Origin of the sequence: Mesonia maritima (assembly GCF_042433895.1) — a bacterium.
Classification (GTDB): Bacteria; Bacteroidota; Bacteroidia; order Flavobacteriales; family Flavobacteriaceae; genus Mesonia; species Mesonia maritima.
Genome location: NZ_JBHLUA010000012.1, coordinates 569,736 through 588,206, shown reverse-complemented (window position 1 = coordinate 588,206; position 18,471 = coordinate 569,736). Strand labels below are relative to the sequence as shown.

The 18,471-nt window shown below is 34.9% G+C and carries 20 protein-coding genes; 15 read left to right on the top strand and 5 right to left on the bottom strand.

Annotated features, from left to right (window positions below; all coding sequences use genetic code 11):
- Positions 1-8: 8 nt before the first annotated feature.
- From ACFFGL_RS09570 to ACFFGL_RS09500, 15 genes are all read left to right on the top strand, one after another.
- Positions 9-713, top strand: a complete 705-nt coding sequence (locus tag ACFFGL_RS09570; protein ID WP_309726594.1) for a potassium channel family protein — start codon at positions 9-11, stop codon at positions 711-713.
- On the top strand, positions 691-1,341 hold the full coding sequence (locus ACFFGL_RS09565) for a uroporphyrinogen-III synthase (RefSeq protein WP_309726596.1): 651 nt from the start codon (positions 691-693) through the stop codon (positions 1,339-1,341). The genes ACFFGL_RS09570 and ACFFGL_RS09565 overlap by 23 nt, the downstream gene beginning before the upstream one ends.
- Entirely contained in the window at positions 1,334-2,362 is a 1,029-nt protein-coding gene (gene hemE / locus ACFFGL_RS09560; RefSeq protein WP_309726599.1) for a uroporphyrinogen decarboxylase, read from the top strand. The genes ACFFGL_RS09565 and hemE overlap by 8 nt, the downstream gene beginning before the upstream one ends.
- Positions 2,363-2,854, top strand: coding sequence for a DUF6973 domain-containing protein (locus ACFFGL_RS09555; protein WP_309726601.1), 492 nt, complete (start codon positions 2,363-2,365; stop codon positions 2,852-2,854).
- The gene (hemF, locus tag ACFFGL_RS09550) at positions 2,844-3,746 is read left to right on the top strand and encodes an oxygen-dependent coproporphyrinogen oxidase (protein WP_309726603.1); all 903 of its coding nucleotides are present in this window, start codon (positions 2,844-2,846) and stop codon (positions 3,744-3,746) included. The genes ACFFGL_RS09555 and hemF overlap by 11 nt, the downstream gene beginning before the upstream one ends.
- Positions 3,747-3,797: 51 nt before the next feature.
- Positions 3,798-4,151 (top strand): four helix bundle protein, encoded by a 354-nt coding sequence (locus ACFFGL_RS09545; RefSeq protein ID WP_309726605.1) that lies wholly within the window; start codon positions 3,798-3,800, stop codon positions 4,149-4,151.
- 34 nt (positions 4,152-4,185) lie between these two features.
- Entirely contained in the window at positions 4,186-5,175 is a 990-nt protein-coding gene (hemB, locus tag ACFFGL_RS09540) for a porphobilinogen synthase (protein ID WP_309726607.1), read from the top strand.
- Between the two features lie 111 nt (positions 5,176-5,286).
- Entirely contained in the window at positions 5,287-5,577 is a 291-nt protein-coding gene (locus tag ACFFGL_RS09535; protein ID WP_309726609.1) for a hypothetical protein, read from the top strand.
- 135 nt (positions 5,578-5,712) lie between these two features.
- A complete protein-coding gene (locus ACFFGL_RS09530; RefSeq protein WP_309726611.1) occupies positions 5,713-6,165 on the top strand; it encodes a hypothetical protein in 453 nt (150 codons plus the stop codon).
- 251 nt (positions 6,166-6,416) lie between these two features.
- Entirely contained in the window at positions 6,417-7,541 is a 1,125-nt protein-coding gene (locus ACFFGL_RS09525) for a hemolysin family protein (protein WP_309726612.1), read from the top strand.
- On the top strand, positions 7,522-8,001 hold the full coding sequence (locus ACFFGL_RS09520; RefSeq protein WP_309726614.1) for a methylated-DNA--[protein]-cysteine S-methyltransferase: 480 nt from the start codon (positions 7,522-7,524) through the stop codon (positions 7,999-8,001). Before ACFFGL_RS09525 ends, ACFFGL_RS09520 begins: the two co-directional genes overlap by 20 nt.
- Positions 8,002-8,042: 41 nt before the next feature.
- Positions 8,043-9,182: a serine hydrolase domain-containing protein gene (locus tag ACFFGL_RS09515; RefSeq protein WP_309726616.1), complete on the top strand. Its 1,140-nt coding sequence runs from the start codon at positions 8,043-8,045 to the stop codon at positions 9,180-9,182.
- Positions 9,183-9,415: 233 nt separating this feature from the next.
- Entirely contained in the window at positions 9,416-10,129 is a 714-nt protein-coding gene (locus ACFFGL_RS09510) for a 3'-5' exonuclease (RefSeq protein ID WP_309726618.1), read from the top strand.
- Positions 10,130-11,800, top strand: a complete 1,671-nt coding sequence (locus tag ACFFGL_RS09505) for an ABC transporter ATP-binding protein (protein ID WP_309726619.1) — start codon at positions 10,130-10,132, stop codon at positions 11,798-11,800.
- 54 nt (positions 11,801-11,854) lie between these two features.
- Positions 11,855-12,736 (top strand): sterol desaturase family protein, encoded by an 882-nt coding sequence (locus ACFFGL_RS09500; protein WP_309726621.1) that lies wholly within the window; start codon positions 11,855-11,857, stop codon positions 12,734-12,736.
- Between the two features lie 125 nt (positions 12,737-12,861).
- On the opposite strand, the gene ACFFGL_RS09495 is transcribed toward ACFFGL_RS09500, so the two are convergent.
- From ACFFGL_RS09495 to ACFFGL_RS09475, 5 genes are all read right to left on the bottom strand, one after another.
- Positions 12,862-13,518, bottom strand: coding sequence for a CoA transferase subunit B (locus ACFFGL_RS09495; protein WP_309726623.1), 657 nt, complete (start codon positions 13,516-13,518; stop codon positions 12,862-12,864).
- A gap of 3 nt (positions 13,519-13,521) precedes the next feature.
- A complete protein-coding gene (locus tag ACFFGL_RS09490; RefSeq protein WP_309726625.1) occupies positions 13,522-14,223 on the bottom strand; it encodes a CoA transferase subunit A in 702 nt (233 codons plus the stop codon).
- 113 nt (positions 14,224-14,336) lie between these two features.
- Positions 14,337-16,679, bottom strand: a complete 2,343-nt coding sequence (locus ACFFGL_RS09485; RefSeq protein ID WP_309726627.1) for a penicillin-binding protein 1A — start codon at positions 16,677-16,679, stop codon at positions 14,337-14,339.
- Positions 16,680-16,690: 11 nt separating this feature from the next.
- Complete coding sequence (locus ACFFGL_RS09480) at positions 16,691-17,176, bottom strand: gliding motility lipoprotein GldH (RefSeq protein WP_309726629.1); 486 nt, start codon at positions 17,174-17,176, stop codon at positions 16,691-16,693.
- Positions 17,169-18,335, bottom strand: coding sequence for a PSP1 domain-containing protein (locus ACFFGL_RS09475; protein ID WP_309726631.1), 1,167 nt, complete (start codon positions 18,333-18,335; stop codon positions 17,169-17,171). Before ACFFGL_RS09475 ends, ACFFGL_RS09480 begins: the two co-directional genes overlap by 8 nt.
- Positions 18,336-18,471: the final 136 nt, after the last annotated feature.

Below are 18,471 nucleotides of genomic sequence, written 5' to 3'. Positions count from 1 at the left end.
GCTGAATTATGAAAATTGTCGTCATAGGTCTCGGAAATTTTGGAATGTCGTTAGCGGTTCATCTTGCCGACTCGGGTAATGAAGTTATTGCTGCCGATAACAACCTCGAAAAAATCGAGCTTATAAAAGAAAAAGTATCGCACGCTGTTTCAATGGATGCAACCAATGAAAATGCTTATCATTCTTTACCGCTTAAAAATACCGATGTTGTGATCGTGGCAATTGGCGAACATGAAGGTGCCGCGTTAATGAGTACTGCGATTGTAAAAAAAATAACTGAAGCCCGTATAATTACACGTTCGGCTTCTGCCATCCAAGATACAATTTTAGAAGCGATGGATGTCGACCAGATTATTCATCCTGAACAAGAATACGCTGAAAGATTAACTAAAAAAATCAATCTAAAAGGAAGTATTGATAATTTTGAAATCGACGACGATTATTTAGTTTCTGAAGTATCGGTTTGTGATTCTTTAATAGGAAAAAAATTGATAGAATCTAATTTCCGTGAAAAATATAAATTGAACATCATTACCATTCTGCGGAAAAAAGAATACACCAATCTTATTGGAAGAAAATCTGAAAAACAAGAAGTTATCGGAATGCCAAAACCAGATACCGTTTTTCAAAAAAGAGACGTTTTAGTAGTTTTCGGAAAAAATAGTGACATCGAAAAATATTTAAAAAATCATGCCAACCGTTCTGACAACTAAAAAACTTGAAAAAAATCAAACCGAATTATTACTCAATGCCAACATTAGCATTGTAGAATATAATGCGATCAAGATTTTTTTTGCTCAGAATTTATCGCTGCCAAAAAGTGTAGAAAATGCTATTATTACCAGTAAAAATGCGTGGAAAGCGATTCAACATAACACTACTATTAAAAATGCATTTGTAGTTGGCAGTAAAACCGCAAAACTATTAACCGATCATAACATACAAATTCTTGAAAAAGCCGAAAATGCTCAAGAACTTGCTGAAAAAATTATAGAAAAACATTCAGAAAAATCCTTTACTTTTTTCTGCGGAAACAAACGACGAAACGAGCTTCCGCAACAACTTCAGCAAAACAATATTAAAGTTGAAGAAATTGAAGTATATAAAACAGAACTCAACCCGAAAAAATTTCAACAAGAATTCGACGGCATTTTATTTTTTAGTCCAAGTGCTGTGCAAAGTTTTACTAAGCAAAATTCAATGAAAAGTTCAACCGCTTTTTGTATTGGTAAAACTACCGCTAGCGAAGCAAAAAAACATACAAATAAAATTATAATTGCAAATCAACCCACGGTCGAAAATGTAATCGTACAAGTGGTAAAAAAATATAGAAATGATTAAAAACGATTTATTTTTAAAAGCCCTAAAAGGCGAAGTCGTAGAACGTCCACCGGTTTGGATGATGCGTCAAGCAGGACGTTACCTACCCGATTTTATGAAACTGAAAGAAAAATACGATTTCTTTACACGTTGCAGAACTCCGGAATTAGCTACAGAAATTACGGTAATGCCAATTCATCAAGTCGGCACCGATGCGGCTATTTTATTCAGCGATATTCTCGTCGTTCCGCAAGCAATGGGAATTGAAATTGAAATGAAACCCGGCGTTGGTCCTTTTTTACCAGATCCTATTCGTACACCTGTTCAAGTAAATGATATTCGAATTCCTGACGTGTATGAAGAATTAGGCTATGTTTACGAAGCAATAAAAATGACTAAAAAAGAATTGAACGATGAAGTTCCACTAATTGGTTTTGCCGGTTCTCCGTGGACAATTCTTTGTTATTTAGTGCAAGGTCAAGGTTCTAAAAACTTTGACAAAGCCAAAGAATTTTGCTTTAAACGCCCAATGGCTGCGCATATTTTATTACAGAAAATTACAGACACCACAATTGCTTATTTAAAAGGAAAAGTAGAAGCCGGCGTAGATGCCGTTCAACTTTTCGATTCTTGGGGCGGAATGCTTTCGCCAACCGATTATCAAGAATTTTCGTGGAAATATATGCAACAAATTATCGATGCGTTAAAAGATGAAGTTCCGGTAATTGCTTTCGGAAAAGGTTGTTGGTTTGCTCTAAAAGAAATGAGCGAATCTGGCGCTTCGGCACTAGGTGTAGATTGGACGTGTTCCGCTAGAAATGCACGCTATTTAAGTGGCGGAAACATCACCTTGCAAGGTAATTTTGATCCTTCTCGTTTATTTTCACCACCTCGAGAAATAAAATCGATGGTGCACCAAATGATCGATGAATTTGGGAAAGACCGTTACATTGTAAATTTAGGGCACGGAATTTTACCTAATATTCCGGTAGAAAATGCAAAAGCTTTTGTAGATGCGGTTAAAGAGTGGCAACCTCGATAAATGAAAATCTGGGAGACTATAAAGCGTTTTAAATTAAAACAACTTTTTGTTTTATCGAAAACGCTTTTAAAAAATCCCTTTTATATTTTGCCAACCTATAAAGCCACAAAAGAAACGCTAAAAATTTGTGATGAAAAATTTGGCAAATCGCATCATAAAAACAACAAAGCCAACGCTTTTCGGCATGCGTTATGGAATTTTTTAATTGCTGAAAAATGTTTCGGAAGAAATAATTCTGTAGAAAAGTCAATAAATTGGACGATAAAAATTACCGATTTACACGAAAAACTTTCACCAAATCAAACTTTAGCCAAAACAATGGATTTGCACAATAATAAAATTGGAAGAAAACTTTTTCAGCAAAAAATAAGTAAAGAAAAAATTATTCCTGCTTTAGAAAAATATATGAAAAATTCCTTAAAAATTTCAACTGAAAAAGAAGCTCAAGTGAACCCGAGTAACCTGATTTATATTGAAAATGATGAAAGATAAATTTTACGCATATATACAAAATTTACAAGATCGTATTTGTACTAAACTGGAAGAAATAGACGGAAAATCTAAATTTCAAGAAGATCTTTGGGAACGTGAAGAAGGCGGCGGCGGAAGAACCCGCGTTATTGAAAATGGAAATGTTTTTGAAAAAGGCGGCGTTAATATTTCGGCAGTTCACGGTCCATTAGCACCGGCGATGCAAAAATATTTTCAGGTTGGCGATGTTAATTTTTTCGCCTGCGGATTAAGTTTAGTTATTCATCCAAAAAGTCCAATGGTTCCTACTGTTCACGCAAATTGGCGCTATTTTGAAATGTATGATAAAGAAGGAAATGTGATCGATCAGTGGTTTGGCGGCGGACAAGATTTAACGCCTTATTATTTAGTTGAAGAAGACGCGAAACATTTTCATCAAGTTTCCAAAAATGCGTGTGATGAACATGACAAAGCTTTCTATTCTGAATATAAAAAGAAATGCGACGAATATTTTTGGAATGCGCATCGTGATGAAGCTCGCGGAATTGGCGGTTTGTTCTTTGATTATTTAAAAGCTTCAGAAGAAAAAACTATTGAAGATTGGTATAATTTTGTAACCGAAGTTGGCGACAGTTTTTTAGAAGCTTATGTTCCTATTGTTGAAAAACGAAAAAATTCAACTTTTACTGAAGTGCAAAAAAACTGGCAAGAAATTAGAAGAGGTCGCTATGTGGAATTCAATTTAGTGCATGATAAAGGCACTTTATTCGGCTTAAAAACCAACGGAAGAATAGAAAGTATTCTTATGAGTTTACCACCAAAAGTTCAATGGCAATATGATCATCATCCCGAAAAAGGAAGTGAAGAAGAAAAGTTGGTAGATGTGCTGAAAAATCCCAAAGATTGGGTTTGAAGTAGCTTTCAGCAATTGGCTTTAAGCTATTAGCTAAAAAAGAAAGTACTAATGAGGAATTATAAAAATTATTTAGTTTGGAAAAAAGGACATCAACTAACACTCGATATTTATAAACTAACAAATAATTTTCCTAAAGAAGAGCTATTCAATTTAGTAAGTCAAATGAAAAGGTCTTCTAGTTCAATTCCAACAAATATTGCTGAAGGCTGCGGAAGAAAATCAGAAAAAGATTTTACCAGATTTCTTTATATTGCTTTTGGTTCTGCTAATGAATTAGAATACCAACTTATACTTAGCATCGATCTTGGATTTATCAATCAAAAAATCGGAAATAAATTTCTTTCAGAAATAGAAGAAATTAAAAAAATGCTAAACGCTTTAATACAAAAAATAACAAGCTAAAAGCTCATTGCTAATAGCTAAACGCTAAAATACTATGTTCCCATTAAATAGAAATAGAAGATTACGCACCAATGAAGCGATGAGAAGTTTGGTGAGAGAAAATTTTTTAACACCAAACGATTTTCAAGCGCCACTTTTTATCGTGGAAGGAAAAAATAAAAAAGAAGAAATCGCATCAATGCCGGGTTATTATAGATTCAGTTTAGATTTGCTTCAGGAAGAAGTAAAAGAATTATGGAGTCTCGGCATAAAATCGGTGTTGCTTTTTGTAAAAGTTGAAGAAAACTTAAAAGATAATCAAGGTAAAGAAGCCGTAAATCCTGACGGGTTAATGCAACGCGCCATAAAAACAGTAAAAGATGCTGTTCCTGAAATGGTGGTAATGACCGATGTGGCTTTAGATCCGTATTCAATGTATGGTCACGATGGAATTATTGAAAACGGAAAAATATTAAATGACGAATCTGTTCAAGCTTTGGCGCAAATGGCACTTTCGCATGCAAAAGCAGGAGCCGATTTGGTAGCACCAAGCGATATGATGGATGGCAGAATTTTAATTATGCGTCAGTTATTAGAACAAGAAGGTTTTATCAACACTGGAATTATGAGTTACAGCGCAAAATACGCTTCCGCTTTTTACGGTCCGTTTCGCGATGCCTTAGATTCTGCTCCGGTAGATGCGCAAAATATTCCGAAGGATAAAAAAACCTACCAAATGGATCCGGCAAATCGTGATGAAGCAATTAAAGAAACCTTGATGGATATTGAAGAAGGCGCCGATATTGTGATGATAAAACCGGGTTTGTGTTATTTAGATATTGTACGCGATATAAAAAATACGGTAAATGTGCCAATATCGGTTTATCAAGTAAGCGGCGAGTATGCAATGATTAAAGCCGCTTCAGAAAAAGGTTGGTTAGATCACGATACTGTTGTTTTAGAGCAACTTACTGCCATAAAAAGAGCGGGAGCTGACTTTGTAGCTACTTATTTTGCAAAACATGCTGCCAAATTAATTTCGTGATGAAATTGGCATTAAATTAGCTATACTTTTTTCAAGTTATTTTGTAAAGTGAAACCGTCAATTTTTAAGAAGCTATTTCTTTTTCTAACGCTTAGCGTTTGTTTGTCGTCGATGGCGAACAACACGCTTATTGCTACAGAAAATTTGTACGATACCAATCGGCAAAAACATGAGGTAGCCGTTTCGCATTTTCAGCAAACACTTTTTGTAGAAGAATTTTCAGTTAATTTTTCCTGGGCTGAAAATTCTTCTGATGCTCCAATTAATTTTCACTTTACAAAACCAACGCAATTTTATTTCGCTGCTGAAGTATTTTCAGCTAAAATTGTCGAACATTATTTTTTACCCGATCAGCGAAATTTAATTCTTCAGCAACTTTTTCCTTTTCATTTCTTTTTCTGAAACGATTTAATTTTTTAGTCAACTGCTGGAAACGTGTCAATCTTAGTTTTCAGCACAAATTCAAAAAATTAAATTAATCACAAACAGTGTTTTACAAACATAGTACGTTAAAACCTGCTATAAAATATTCAGAAAATGGACCTATCAACAAGTTTAATGGGAATTGGCTTTTTAGCATTATTTATGGCGCCAATTCTTATGGTTATTAATAACCAATACAAAAAAACCAGACAGTTAAAAAAACAACTTTCAGAAGTTGCGAAAGAAAAACAATTGGAATTGTTAGTGATAGAAATTACCCACCGAATCGTTATTGGCTTAGATCAACAAAAAAAGGAATTGGTTTTTGCTCCGATTACTTCAGATAAATTAGCTTTCGAACATATTAATTTAAAAGATTTAACGGGCGAAGAACTTTTAATTTCTGAAACAAAACAAGATGGAATTACAGAAATTAGACTTCATATAAGCGAAAATAACACGAACCACGATTTGATTTTTTATAACGACTCCACCGACATTGGCGTAGATGCTTTAGCGAGTAAACTCACCGCCAAAAAGTGGGAAAAATTAGTCGCTTTAAATTAAACCTTAACAACCCTGATTAATTTACAATCAGGGTTTTTTATTGGCGCCACCAAAGGATTTAATTCCCAGAGGCTTGCCTCAAAATTGTAAGGGTTTTTCTGTAGAATATCTCGTAGGCTTTCGCGAGGTAGTTGATTAAATGATTTCGAAGCAATTAAATCTCGATTGTTGAGTAAAATTTAATTTCTTTTTAAGTAGGTGGCTTTTTTTAAATTTTTACCTTGTAAAAAATTAACCAAACGGCATAACAAATGACCTTATTAATAGTTTACGCGCTCCTTTCAATTTTTACTTCATTTTTATGTTCAGTTTTAGAAGCCGCGTTGCTAAGCTTTACGCCAACCTTCATCCGAATAAAATTGAAAGAAGGAAAATCGTACGCAAAAACATTAAACAATTTCAAAAAAGATATCGACAAACCGCTTATTGCAATTTTAACGCTAAATACTGTTGCTCATACCGTAGGAGCAATTTTAGTAGGTGTTCAAGCTGAAAAAACCTTTGGAAGCGGAAATAATTCTGTTGGAATTGTGTCTGCAGTAATGACAGTTTTAATATTGGTTGTTTCAGAAATTATTCCAAAAACAATTGGCGCGACTTATTGGAAATCCCTCGGAAGCTTTACCGCACGTTTTCTTCGGTTAATTATTTTTCCGTTACGTTATACCGGAATTTTATGGCTAATGATGTTAACCACACGATTGGTGGGAAAATCTGCTCACAACCCGCAAATGAGTAGAGAAGAATTTATGGCAATTACCGATGCTGCAGAGAAAGAAGGCGTTTTTAAAGAAAATGAAACTGCCTTTATTAAAAATTTATTGGTTTTTAAATCGGTCCTGGCAAAAGATATTATGACGCCGTTTTCGGTAGCCGTAATTGAAGACGAATCGATTACAATTGAACATTTTTTAGAAACGCATAAGAATTTAAAATTCTCTCGAATTCCTATTTACAAGCAAAAACCCAATAACATTAGCGGTTTTATTTTAAAAGACGATGTGCTTGAAGAAATGATAAATGAAAAAGGAAAACAACCGCTTTCCAGTTTAAAAAGAGAATTACTCATTACGCATTCTTCTACGCCAATTCCGCGTTTATTTGAATTTTTTGTTGAAAAAAGAGCGCATTTAGCTGTAGTAACCGACGAATTTGGAAATACGGTAGGCTTAATTACCATGGAAGATATTATTGAAACCTTGCTTGGTTTAGAAATTATGGACGAAAGCGATAGCATTGAAGATATGCAAAAACTCGCCCGTAAAAATTGGGAGCGTCGCGCAAAACGCCTCGGAATTATTTCTCACGAAGAAAAAAAGAAAGACGAACCAAGTCCCGAAGATACTTCTGAAACCGATGAAGAAAACCACGCTTAAAACTCCGCTTGGAATTGCAAAAATTGAAGGAGACGAAAACGGAATTTCAAAAATAACTATTCTCGACAACGAAAATCTTGAAGAAAATATTGACGAAATTCCAGCTGTTCTTCAAGCTTGTGTAGAGCAATTAACCGCGTATTTCGAAGGAAAACTTCAAGAATTTAATTTAAAATTAAATCCGCAAGGAACCGAATTTCAAAAAAAAGTTTGGAAAACACTTCAAGAAATTCCTTTCGGGGAAACCACTTCTTATTTAGCACTTTCGAAAAAATTAGGTAATATAAAAGCAATTCGCGCAGTTGCAGCTGCAAATGGAAAAAATCCGTTATGGATAGTTATTCCTTGTCATCGTGTAATTGGTAGCGACGGTTCCTTAATAGGTTATGCGGGGGGTTTATGGCGAAAAGAATATTTGTTAGAACTCGAAAATCCTTCTGCTCAACAACGGCTTTTTTAAATTAGAAATTATTACCTTAGAAAGATAATCGTGCTTTATTGATGAAAATTTTCAAAAAAATTGTTCTTAGTCTTGTTTTATTTTTTGGACTAGGAATCGCTTTACTCTATATTTTTGATGCTGAATATATTCTCCGCGGGGTAAGAATTATATATTTTAAAGGTCACACATCGGTTTATATAAATGACTATCCGTATTTCGACAACCGCAAAATTGAAAACGGAAAACCGCAAAACTGGGCTATTCATAAAAATTATAATAATGTTTCTGCTACTGAAAAATTACAAAAAACGAATAATAGATTAGGAACGGTCGCTTTTTTAATCATCAAAAACGATAGCATTTGGTACGAAAATTACGCTGAAGATTATGAGAAAACGTCTAAAACAAATTCATTTTCCATGGCAAAAAGTATCACTTCCGCCTTATTAGGAAAAGCTATTCAAGACGGTTATATAAAAAGTTTAGACCAACCCGTAGCCGATTTCTTTCCGCAGTTCGATAAGCGTTTAACCGTTGGCGATCTTTCTTCAATGGCAAGTGGCTTAAATTGGGACGAAAATTATTACAATCCTTTTTCTATGACTGCGCGCGCCTATTTAGACGATGATTTGCGTGAACTTTTACTCAGTTTAAAAGTCGTAGAAAAACCCGGCGAAGAATTTAAATATTTAAGCGGAAACACGGCTTTATTAGCTATGGTTATTGAAAAAGCTACCGAGAAAAAATTATCCAATTATTTAAGTGAAAGTTTTTGGAAACCTTTAGGAATGCAAACCGCCGCGCTTTGGCAATTAGACAGCAAAAAAAGCGGATTGGAGAAATCCTATTGTTGCATTTCATCTAACGCTCGCGATTTTGCAAAATTCGGAAAACTATATAGCAACTTCGGAAATTGGAACGGCAAACAATTACTCGATTCCGCTTTTGTAAAAAAATCAATAGAACCGCGTTTTAAAGACAGTCCGCAATATGGTTATGGTTTTTGGTTAAGCGATTTTAAAGGAAAAAAAATATTTTCAATGCGAGGCATTTTAGGTCAATATGTAATGAGCATTCCCGAAGATGATATTATCATTGTTCGGCTTGGCCATCATCGCGAACCGCATCCCGAAGGAAAAACTTTCCCCGCAGATTTTTACACTTATATTGAAGAAAGTTATAAAATGCTGGATAATTAGGACTTTCCCCCGAAAAAACGGGGTAGGGCTATTCGCTATATCTTTTTCATTTTTTAGAAAAGTAAACTACTTAGGGGCAACCCAAAAGGCATTCGTTAGAAAGAAATTTTCAATTTCGAGGCGAGCCTTCGGAGTATTAAACCCTTTGGCGGTGCCAATAAAAAAGAATGTCGCTGCTATCCCTAACACATTTGCCTTATAAATTTGTATTTTAGAGTTCTATAATTTCACCTATGCTCAAAAAAATAAAACTGGAAAATATTCTCTTTCTCGATATAGAAACCGTTCCCGAATTTTCTTCATATGAAGAAATGAGCGAGGTAAAAAAATCGCTTTGGGAAACAAAATCTGCATATCAACGCAAAGAAGATTTTACTGCAAAAGAATTTTACGATCGAGCAGGAATTTGGGCAGAATTCGGTAAAATTGTTTGTATTTCTGTGGGTTATTTTACTTTTAAAGGCGACATCAGAAATTTTAGAACTACCACTTTTTACGGAGAAGAAGCAAAATTGCTTAAAGAATTCAAAAATCTTTTAACCAGTTATTTTAATAGACCACAACATTTACTTTGTGCGCATAACGGCAAAGAATTCGACTTTCCTTACATTGCCAGAAGAATGCTCATTAACGGAATAGAATTGCCTTTTAAGCTCGATTTATTCGGCAAAAAACCGTGGGAAGTTCCGCACCTCGATACGCTAGAATTATGGAAATTTGGCGATTATAAACATTTCACTTCCTTAAAATTAATGACCAATGTGCTACAAATTCCTTCTCCAAAAGATGACATCGATGGTAGCCAAGTGCGTGATGTTTTTTATGAAGAAAAAAATATTGATAGAATAATTACCTATTGCGAAAAAGACGTGGTAGCGATTGCCCAAATATTCTTACGTTTACGACAAGAAGAATTATTAGACGATTCTGAAATAATTTCAGTATAAATGGAAAAATTGCTTCAAATACAACATTTATCAGTTTCTTTTGAAGAGAGAAAAGTGCTAAAAGACATTAATTTTTCACTTCAAAAAAATGAAATTTTAGGAATTGTAGGTGAATCTGGTTCTGGAAAGTCGTTAACCACACTTTCTATTTTAGGTTTACTTCCGAAAGCGGCAAAAATTGATGAAGGCAAAATTCTATTTGAAGAAAAAAACCTCCTCACTTTTTCTGAAAAACAATTCCGAAAAATCCGAGGCAATAAAATCTCGATGATTTTTCAAGAACCCATGAGTTCATTAAACCCGTCTATGAAATGTGGTCCTCAAGTTGTAGAAATTCTTTTAGAACATACCGATTTATCTAAAAATGAAGCGAAAAAAGAATGTTTAAGCTTATTTGAAAAAGTAAAATTACCCGAACCAAGCGAATTATTTAACGCATATCCGCATCAAATAAGTGGCGGACAAAAACAGCGCGTGATGATTGCAATGGCAATTGCGTGTAAACCTAATATTTTAATAGCCGATGAACCAACAACCGCACTCGACGTAACGGTACAAAAAGAAATATTATTGCTGTTAAAATCCATTCAGCAGGAAACAGAAATGAGTATCATTTTTATCTCACATGATTTGGCGCTAGTTTCAGAAATTTCAGATCGAGTTGCGGTAATGTTTCAGGGAGAAATTGTCGAGCAAAATTCAGTTGAACAATTATTTCATCATCCACAAAAAACCTATACCAAAGCGCTTTTAGCCTCAAAACCTTCAACAAAAGAACGTGTAAAAACATTACCGACGGTCAAAAATTTTATGGAAAATTCCACTTCTTTTGAAGTAGAATCACTTGAAGAACGAAAAAAACGTCACGATAAAATTTATAGTAAAAAGCCTTTATTAGAAGTTAAAAATGTCGCAAAAGAATTTGTGAGCGATGCCGGAATTTTCAAGAAAAATAGGGTTGTAAAAGCTGTAAACGATGTTAGTTTTAAAATATTTGAAGGCGAAACGCTAGGTTTGGTTGGCGAATCGGGTTGCGGAAAATCTACTCTAGGAAATGTAATATTGCAACTTGATAAAGCAAGCAGCGGTTCGGTTTTTTATAAAGGAGATGATATTATCAACCTTGGCAAAAAACAACTTCGAGAACTGCGGAAAGAAATTCAGTTAATTTTTCAAGATCCATTTTCTTCGTTAAACCCAAGAATTCCTGTTGGAAAAGCAATTATGGAACCGATGGAAGTCCATAAATTGTATAAAAACTCGAAAGAAAGAAAGCAAAAAACCATTGAATTATTACAACGAGTTGGTTTAACCGAAGAGCATTTTTATCGCTATCCGCACGAATTTAGTGGTGGACAACGCCAACGTATTGGAATTGCAAGAACTATTGCCGTTGAGCCTAAACTGATTGTTTGTGACGAGTCGGTTTCGGCTTTAGATATTTCAGTGCAAGCGCAAGTATTGAATTTGCTGAATGAACTAAAAGAAAAATTCGGTTTTACCTATATTTTTATCTCACACGATTTAGCGGTTGTAAAATATATGGCCGATCAATTATTGGTAATGAACAAAGGTGAAATTGTTGAACACGGCGATGCCGATGAAGTTTATGCCAACCCTCAAAAAAAATACACAAAAAAATTAATTGACGCGATTCCAAAAGGTATTTAAAATTTAACTCTCAGGATTTTTAAGGCTGTAATTTTCTTTTATATTATTTAACATATGAAAGAAAAAATAACATTGGATGATGTACTTTCTAATGCACCAGATTTAATTCTATATGCCGCGCCCCTAATGATTGGGCTAGCTTTATTGGAGTTTTATTTCAGCTGGAAACAAAAAAAGAAACTATATGAAAGAAAAGATTTTTTTGCTTCCTTAACGATTGGATTAGTTTCTGTATTTCAAAATTTGCTTATTAAATCACTTTTGTTCGGGTTTGTAATTTGGGTTTATAACATTGTCCCGTGGAGTATTCCGGTAAATTGGTGGACTTCTATTATTTGTTTTTTCGCTTTAGATTTTTGTCGGTATTGGGCGCATAGAATGGGACACGAAACCAGTTTATTTTGGGCAACCCACGTAACGCATCATAATTCTGAAAAATATAATTTATCTACTTCGTTTCGCCTTTCTTGGACGCAACAATTAAAAGTGGTGTTTTTTCTACCGATTAGTTTAATGGGTTTTCATCCGGTTGTTTTTTTTATTTGTCATCAAATTGCGGTATTATATCAATTCTGGATTCATACGGAATACATTCGGAAACTTCCAAAATGGATAAACTTTTTGTTTGTCACGCCTTCTCATCATCGGGTTCATCATGGAAAAAACGCACATTATTTAGATAAGAATTACGGTTCTACTTTTATTATTTGGGATCGAATTTTTGGAACGTTTCAGCCAGAAGATGAACAGGCGATTTATGGTATTTTAGATCAACCGAAACATCATAATCCTATAAAATTAGTTTTTCACGTGTGGGGAGACATTTTTAGAAGTATGAAAAAAACAAAAAATCCGATAAAAGCTGTTCTTCTTTTATTTCAATCTCCGGATTTATTATATAAAAATGAAAAACTACTTAAGAATGAAAGAAAGTAGCCGTGATTTGCGAAAGCGATAGTAGCGGCATCCTTTTTTAATTTTTTGAGAAAAAATTAAAAAAGATATAGCGGATAGCGCGGTCCCGATTTTTCTATAAAAAATCGGGATTCGCCCTAACTATTTTATAATTTCATTTCTGGAATTTCTCCTTCTACGATAAGTTTTCCTTCGGTGGCTTTTTCGATTTCTTCGACACTTACGCCTGGGGCGCGTTCGATTAATTTAAAGCCTTCTTCGGTTACATTTAACACCGCTAAATTGGTGACAATGGTTGTAACACAACCGACACCGGTTAGGGGAAGCGAGCATTTTTTAAGCAGTTTAGATTTTCCTGCTTTGTTGGTATGCATCATTGCTACAATAATATTTTCGGCAGAAGCGACCAAATCCATCGCACCGCCCATACCTTTTACCATTTTTCCAGGAATTTTCCAGTTGGCAATGTCACCGTTTTCGGCTACTTCCATCGCGCCAAGAATGGTAAGATCTACGTGTTTACCGCGAATCATTCCAAAACTTGTAGCGGAATCGAAAAAACTTGCGCCTGGTAAGGCGGTAATGGTTTGTTTTCCGGCATTAATTAAGTCGGCATCTTCTTCGCCTTCAAAAGGGAAAGGTCCCATTCCTAAAATTCCGTTTTCACTCTGAAATTCTACTTCTATATCGTCTCGCACAAAATTGGCTACAAGCGTTGGAATACCTATTCCTAAATTTACGTAATAGCCGTCTTTTACTTCTTTGGCAATGCGTTGTGCAATTCCGTTTTTATCTAAAGCCATAGTTTATTTTTTTGGTCGAACTGTTCGTTGCTCAATTCTTTTTTCGTAATCTTTTCCTTGGAAAATTCGTTGTACAAAAATTCCCGGAATGTGAATTTGATTAGGGTCTAGCTCACCAGCAGGAACTAATTCTTCTACCTCAACTACGGTTACTTTTGCAGCTCCACACATATTGGGGTTGAAGTTTCTTGCGGTTCCTTTAAAAATTAAGTTTCCGGCTTCGTCACCTTTCCAAGCTTTTACAAATGCAAAATCTGCTTTGTAAGCTTCTTCTAACACGTACATTTTATCTTCAAATTTACGCGTTTCTTTGTTTAGGGAAACTTCGGTTCCATAGCCTGCTGGTGTGTAAATTGCCGGAAAACCTTGTTGTGCAGCTAAACATTTTGCAGCCAAAGTCCCTTGCGGTGTTAGCTCTACTTCTAATTCACCACTTAACATTTGGCGTTCAAACTCAGCGTTTTCACCAACATAAGAAGAGACCATTTTTTTTATTTGGTTTTTCTTCAGCAATAAACCTAATCCGAAATCGTCTACACCTGCGTTATTAGAAATGCAAGTGATATCTTTAATATTTCTTTTTACCAATTCTGAGATAGCATTTTCGGGAATTCCGCAGAGACCGAAACCGCCTAACATAAATGTCATGCTGTCTTCGACACCTTCTAATGCTTCTTGAACATTATTAACTGTTTTTCTAATCATGAGATTCCTAAATTTTATGGAAAAATACGAAAATTCTAAGATTAGGACAATTAAAAAAGCCCTTCAGAAATTTGTACTTTTCTGAAGGGCTTTCAAAATTAATTTTCTAAAAGTTAAAAATCTAACTCATCTGGAAATTCCTCATTCGAGTCATTCGTATCATTTTTTTCACCGGAAGGATTTGTACCATCGCAATCTACTTGAATACTTAAATCTTCAGGACGTTCAAAATCTTCCTTTGAAACATTCAGTTCTTTATCGGCATAGAGTTTTTTCATATAAATTCCCCAAATAGGAAGCGCCATTGTTGCTCCTTGTCCATACGTAATACTTGGAAAATGAACAGAACGTTCCTCACCACCAACCCAAACACCAGTTGTTAAATTAGGAACCATTCCCATAAACCAACCGTCACTTTGATTCTGTGTAGTTCCAGTTTTTCCAGCAATCGGATTTTTAAAATCATATGGATAACCAGTTACCGCTTTTTTATAATGTGGCGCGTTTACTGCCCAAGTAGTACGTAAACGCTGTCCAGAACCGTATTGCGTAACACCTTCCATTAATTTTACGGTGACGTAAGCAGCTTCTTCACTCATTACATCTTTACTTTCTGGAACATGTTGATACAAAATTGTTCCGTTTTTGTCTTCAATTCGTGTAACGATAACCGGTTTTACATAAATTCCTTTATTGGCGAACGTACTGTAAGCTGAAACCATTTCGAATACACTTAAATCTACCGAACCTAAAGCAATTGCAGCTACAGGTTCAATTTCAGAAGTATCGACACCGAGTTTTTTTAATAAATCGATTACAGGTTCTGGACCAGTTTTATCCATTAATCGTGCACTAATTGTGTTTAATGAATTTGCCAAGGCTGCTTTCAAGGTTACCATTCCGCCATATTTTCCGCCGGAATTTTTTGGTGTCCAATCTTCAGAAACACCATGTTTACCTTTGGGAATAGTATGTGGCGAATTTGGTAATTGATAACAAGGCGAAAGATGTAGTTGGTCAATTGCGGTTGCGTATAAAAATGGTTTAAACGTCGAACCTACTTGCCTTCTGGCTTGTTTTACGTGTTCGTATTTAAAATGTTTAAAATTTATACCGCCAACCCAAGCTTTTACTTCACCGGTTTGTGGTTCCATCGACATCATTCCGGAGTTTAAAAATGATTTATAGTAAAATATGGAATCCCTTGGCGTCATTACCGTATCGATATCGGTTTCATTTTCCCAAGAAAAAATGCGCATTTCACGTTTTTTATCGAACGAAGCTTTAATTTCTTTTTCTGAAAAGCCTTTCGCTTTCATTTCTTTCCAACGTCCACTATTTTTCATAGCTCGTGAAATAATTCGATCTATTTCTTCTGTGGTTACTCCTCTAAAAGGTGCCGTTTTATTTTTTTCATTTTGACGATTAAATTCTTTCTGTAAATGCGCCATATGCATTTTTACCGCGTCTTCTGCGTGCTTTTGCATTCTAGAATCGATACTGGTATAAACTTTTAATCCGTCGCGATAAATATTATATTCTTCACCATCGGGTTTTGGGTTTTTATCTATCCAATCTTTTAAGAAACCTTGTAGATAAGCTCTAAAATACGTCGCCATTCCTTCGTCGTGACCTTCAGGACTGTAATCTATTTTTAATGGTAATTGCTGTAACGAGTCTTCTTCTGATTTTGTAAGAAAACCGTTCTTTTCCATTTGGCTTAACACCACGTTTCTTCGATCTAATGAATTTTGTTTAAATTCTTCCTTTCTTGGATTATAAAGCATCGGGTTTTTAAGCATCGCTACCAATACTGCTGCTTCTTCCGTTTTTAGATCTTTTGGTTCTTTTGAAAAATAAATACGTGAAGCTGACCGAATCCCTACGGCTTGATAAACAAAATCATATTTGTTCAAATACATCGTAATGATTTCTTCTTTCGTGTATTGACGTTCTAAGCGTACAGAAATCACCCACTCTTTTATTTTCTGAATGACAGCTTCGGCTAAATTGCTTGAACGTACTTTAGTGAAAAGTTGTTTTGCTAATTGTTGGGTAATGGTGCTGGCCCCTCCTTTTTGCGCCATGTAAGCAACCGCACGCAAGGTTCCGCGAGGGTCTATTCCCGAATGTTCATAAAATCTCTCATCTTCAGTAGCGACTAAAGCATTTATTAAATTTTCAGGTAAATCTTCATATTTTACAGGCGTCCTGTTTTCGTTATAATATTTCCCGAGTGTTTTCCCATCGGAAGAAAAAACTTCTGTAGCTAAATTAGTTTCAGGATTTTCCAGCTGATCGAAGGTTGGCATTTCACCAAACGCACCCCAACCGGCTAGTAGAAATAAAAATATTACTGCTAAAATTCCTGCCGCAAATAAGCCCCAAAACCACGCTATATATTTTCTATAGGATGATTTTTTTTTCGTTGATTTTGATTTTTTTTGTGAACTCACGTATAAAACTATTAGTTTACTTTCTCTATTCTAAAACCGACTTCGGTTATTCCTTCTAATTTTTCAATTGGATCTATTTTTCCGTTTTTGCGCATCGCTTGCTGAATATCGACTTGATAAACGCCTTCTTCAGTAAATTGAACCTTTTCTTTATACCACAATTTATTTTCTTTTACTTCTCCAAATCCTGAGCCCATAAATTTTCCATCGGGATAAGCCATTTCATACTCTAAAGTATCGGTTATTATTTTTCCGTTGGGAAAATTCATAGAGGTGATTAAGAAAAGATTATTGTAGTTAAAATCGCTATTATTTCTAATGTTTATAAATAAATTGTACGATTTTAATGTATCTAAGTCTTTCACCTGAAAATTTACAATAGAATCTTTATGCCAGCTTTTACCAACGCTTTTATATTCATCAAAAACTTGTTTTGAGTCGCACGAAGTCATTAAAAAACAAATTGAAAGCAATAAAAATACCAAAAATTTATGCATTGTTTTTAGGCCTTTTTTTTCGTGGTTTCTTTCGTTTATTTCTTCGCTTTTTGTTTTGCCCTTTGGTGGGTTTATCAAAACGTGTTAAACTGTCTTGACCTACAACGTTTCCGAAGTCAACTTTATTTTCCTTTTCAAGTTCTACTGAAAATTCTTCTAAACTGGCAACAGGCTTTTTGTTTTTAGCGGCTTCGAGTATTTTTTTAACCTGATCTGTTTTCAGTTCGTGCCAATTCATCCATTCACCTTCATAAGCATACCACAATGAACCTTTAAAAATATCAATTTTTTGACAAACTGCTGTTCCTTTTTGGGTTTGAAGTTTGGTGTCTTGCTTTGGAAATTCTTTAAGTGCGTCTAAATACGAATCGAGTTCATAATTTAAACAGCATTTTAATTTTCCACATTGTCCGGCTAATTTCTGCGGATTCAAGGAAAGTTGCTGATAACGCGCTGCTGATGTGGTTACCGATCTAAAATCTGTTAACCAAGTTGAACAGCATAATTCTCTTCCGCAAGAACCAATTCCGCCCAAACGAGCGGCTTCTTGACGAAAGCCGATTTGCTTCATTTCGATACGGGTTTTAAATTCGTAAGCAAATTCTTTAATAAGCTGTCTAAAATCTACACGATCTTCAGCAGTATAATAAAAGGTAGCTTTTGAGCCGTCGCCTTGAAATTCTATATCGCTAATTTTCATTCGCAGGTTTAATCGAATAGCAATTTCTCGCGCGCGTTTTTTTATTTGTTCTTCACGATTTCTAGCTTCGGTCCAAACATCAATATCTTTTTGTGAAGCTTTTCTATAGATTTTTAGAACTTCATCACTATCTTCTTTAACGCGTTTTTTCCGCATTTGCACTTTCACCAATTCGCCGGTAAGACTAACTTGACCAACATCATGACCTGGTGAAGCTTCTGTAGCGACAACATCGCCAATTTGAAGACTTAAATTATCTACATTTTTATAAAAGTGTTTTCTTCCATTTTTAAAACGGACTTCTACACAGTTAAAAACAGCTTGTCCGTTTGGCAAACTCATATTTGAAAGCCAATCGAAAACTGAGAGTTTATTACAACTGTCGGTTCCGCAAGAACCGTTATTTTTACATCCTTTTGGCTGACCGTCTTTACCGGTCGAGCAACTTCCACACGCCATATTTAATTATATCTTGAAACCTCTATTCTGAAAAAAACAAGGTTGAACATTAGTATTTTTTTAAAAGGTAAAGATACCAATTTATTATGAGCAAGCATGAAGTTTTCTAAATGTTGAAGTCTTTAGAAAGTTTATT

Coding starts and splice junctions, on each gene's coding strand:
- ACFFGL_RS09475 (WP_309726631.1), bottom strand. CDS start 18,335: ATGGCGTGTGGAAGTTGCTCGACCGGTAAAGACGGTCAGCCAAAAGGA.
- ACFFGL_RS09545 (WP_309726605.1), top strand. CDS start 3,798: ATGAGGAATTATAAAAATTATTTAGTTTGGAAAAAAGGACATCAACTA.
- ACFFGL_RS09535 (WP_309726609.1), top strand. CDS start 5,287: ATGGCGAACAACACGCTTATTGCTACAGAAAATTTGTACGATACCAAT.
- ACFFGL_RS09480 (WP_309726629.1), bottom strand. CDS start 17,176: ATGCATAAATTTTTGGTATTTTTATTGCTTTCAATTTGTTTTTTAATG.
- ACFFGL_RS09515 (WP_309726616.1), top strand. CDS start 8,043: ATGAAAATTTTCAAAAAAATTGTTCTTAGTCTTGTTTTATTTTTTGGA.
- hemB (WP_309726607.1), top strand. CDS start 4,186: ATGTTCCCATTAAATAGAAATAGAAGATTACGCACCAATGAAGCGATG.
- ACFFGL_RS09505 (WP_309726619.1), top strand. CDS start 10,130: ATGGAAAAATTGCTTCAAATACAACATTTATCAGTTTCTTTTGAAGAG.
- hemF (WP_309726603.1), top strand. CDS start 2,844: ATGAAAGATAAATTTTACGCATATATACAAAATTTACAAGATCGTATT.
- ACFFGL_RS09525 (WP_309726612.1), top strand. CDS start 6,417: ATGACCTTATTAATAGTTTACGCGCTCCTTTCAATTTTTACTTCATTT.
- ACFFGL_RS09510 (WP_309726618.1), top strand. CDS start 9,416: ATGCTCAAAAAAATAAAACTGGAAAATATTCTCTTTCTCGATATAGAA.
- ACFFGL_RS09520 (WP_309726614.1), top strand. CDS start 7,522: ATGAAGAAAACCACGCTTAAAACTCCGCTTGGAATTGCAAAAATTGAA.
- ACFFGL_RS09490 (WP_309726625.1), bottom strand. CDS start 14,223: ATGATTAGAAAAACAGTTAATAATGTTCAAGAAGCATTAGAAGGTGTC.
- ACFFGL_RS09565 (WP_309726596.1), top strand. CDS start 691: ATGCCAACCGTTCTGACAACTAAAAAACTTGAAAAAAATCAAACCGAA.
- ACFFGL_RS09570 (WP_309726594.1), top strand. CDS start 9: ATGAAAATTGTCGTCATAGGTCTCGGAAATTTTGGAATGTCGTTAGCG.
- ACFFGL_RS09555 (WP_309726601.1), top strand. CDS start 2,363: ATGAAAATCTGGGAGACTATAAAGCGTTTTAAATTAAAACAACTTTTT.
- ACFFGL_RS09530 (WP_309726611.1), top strand. CDS start 5,713: ATGGACCTATCAACAAGTTTAATGGGAATTGGCTTTTTAGCATTATTT.
- ACFFGL_RS09500 (WP_309726621.1), top strand. CDS start 11,855: ATGAAAGAAAAAATAACATTGGATGATGTACTTTCTAATGCACCAGAT.
- hemE (WP_309726599.1), top strand. CDS start 1,334: ATGATTAAAAACGATTTATTTTTAAAAGCCCTAAAAGGCGAAGTCGTA.
- ACFFGL_RS09495 (WP_309726623.1), bottom strand. CDS start 13,518: ATGGCTTTAGATAAAAACGGAATTGCACAACGCATTGCCAAAGAAGTA.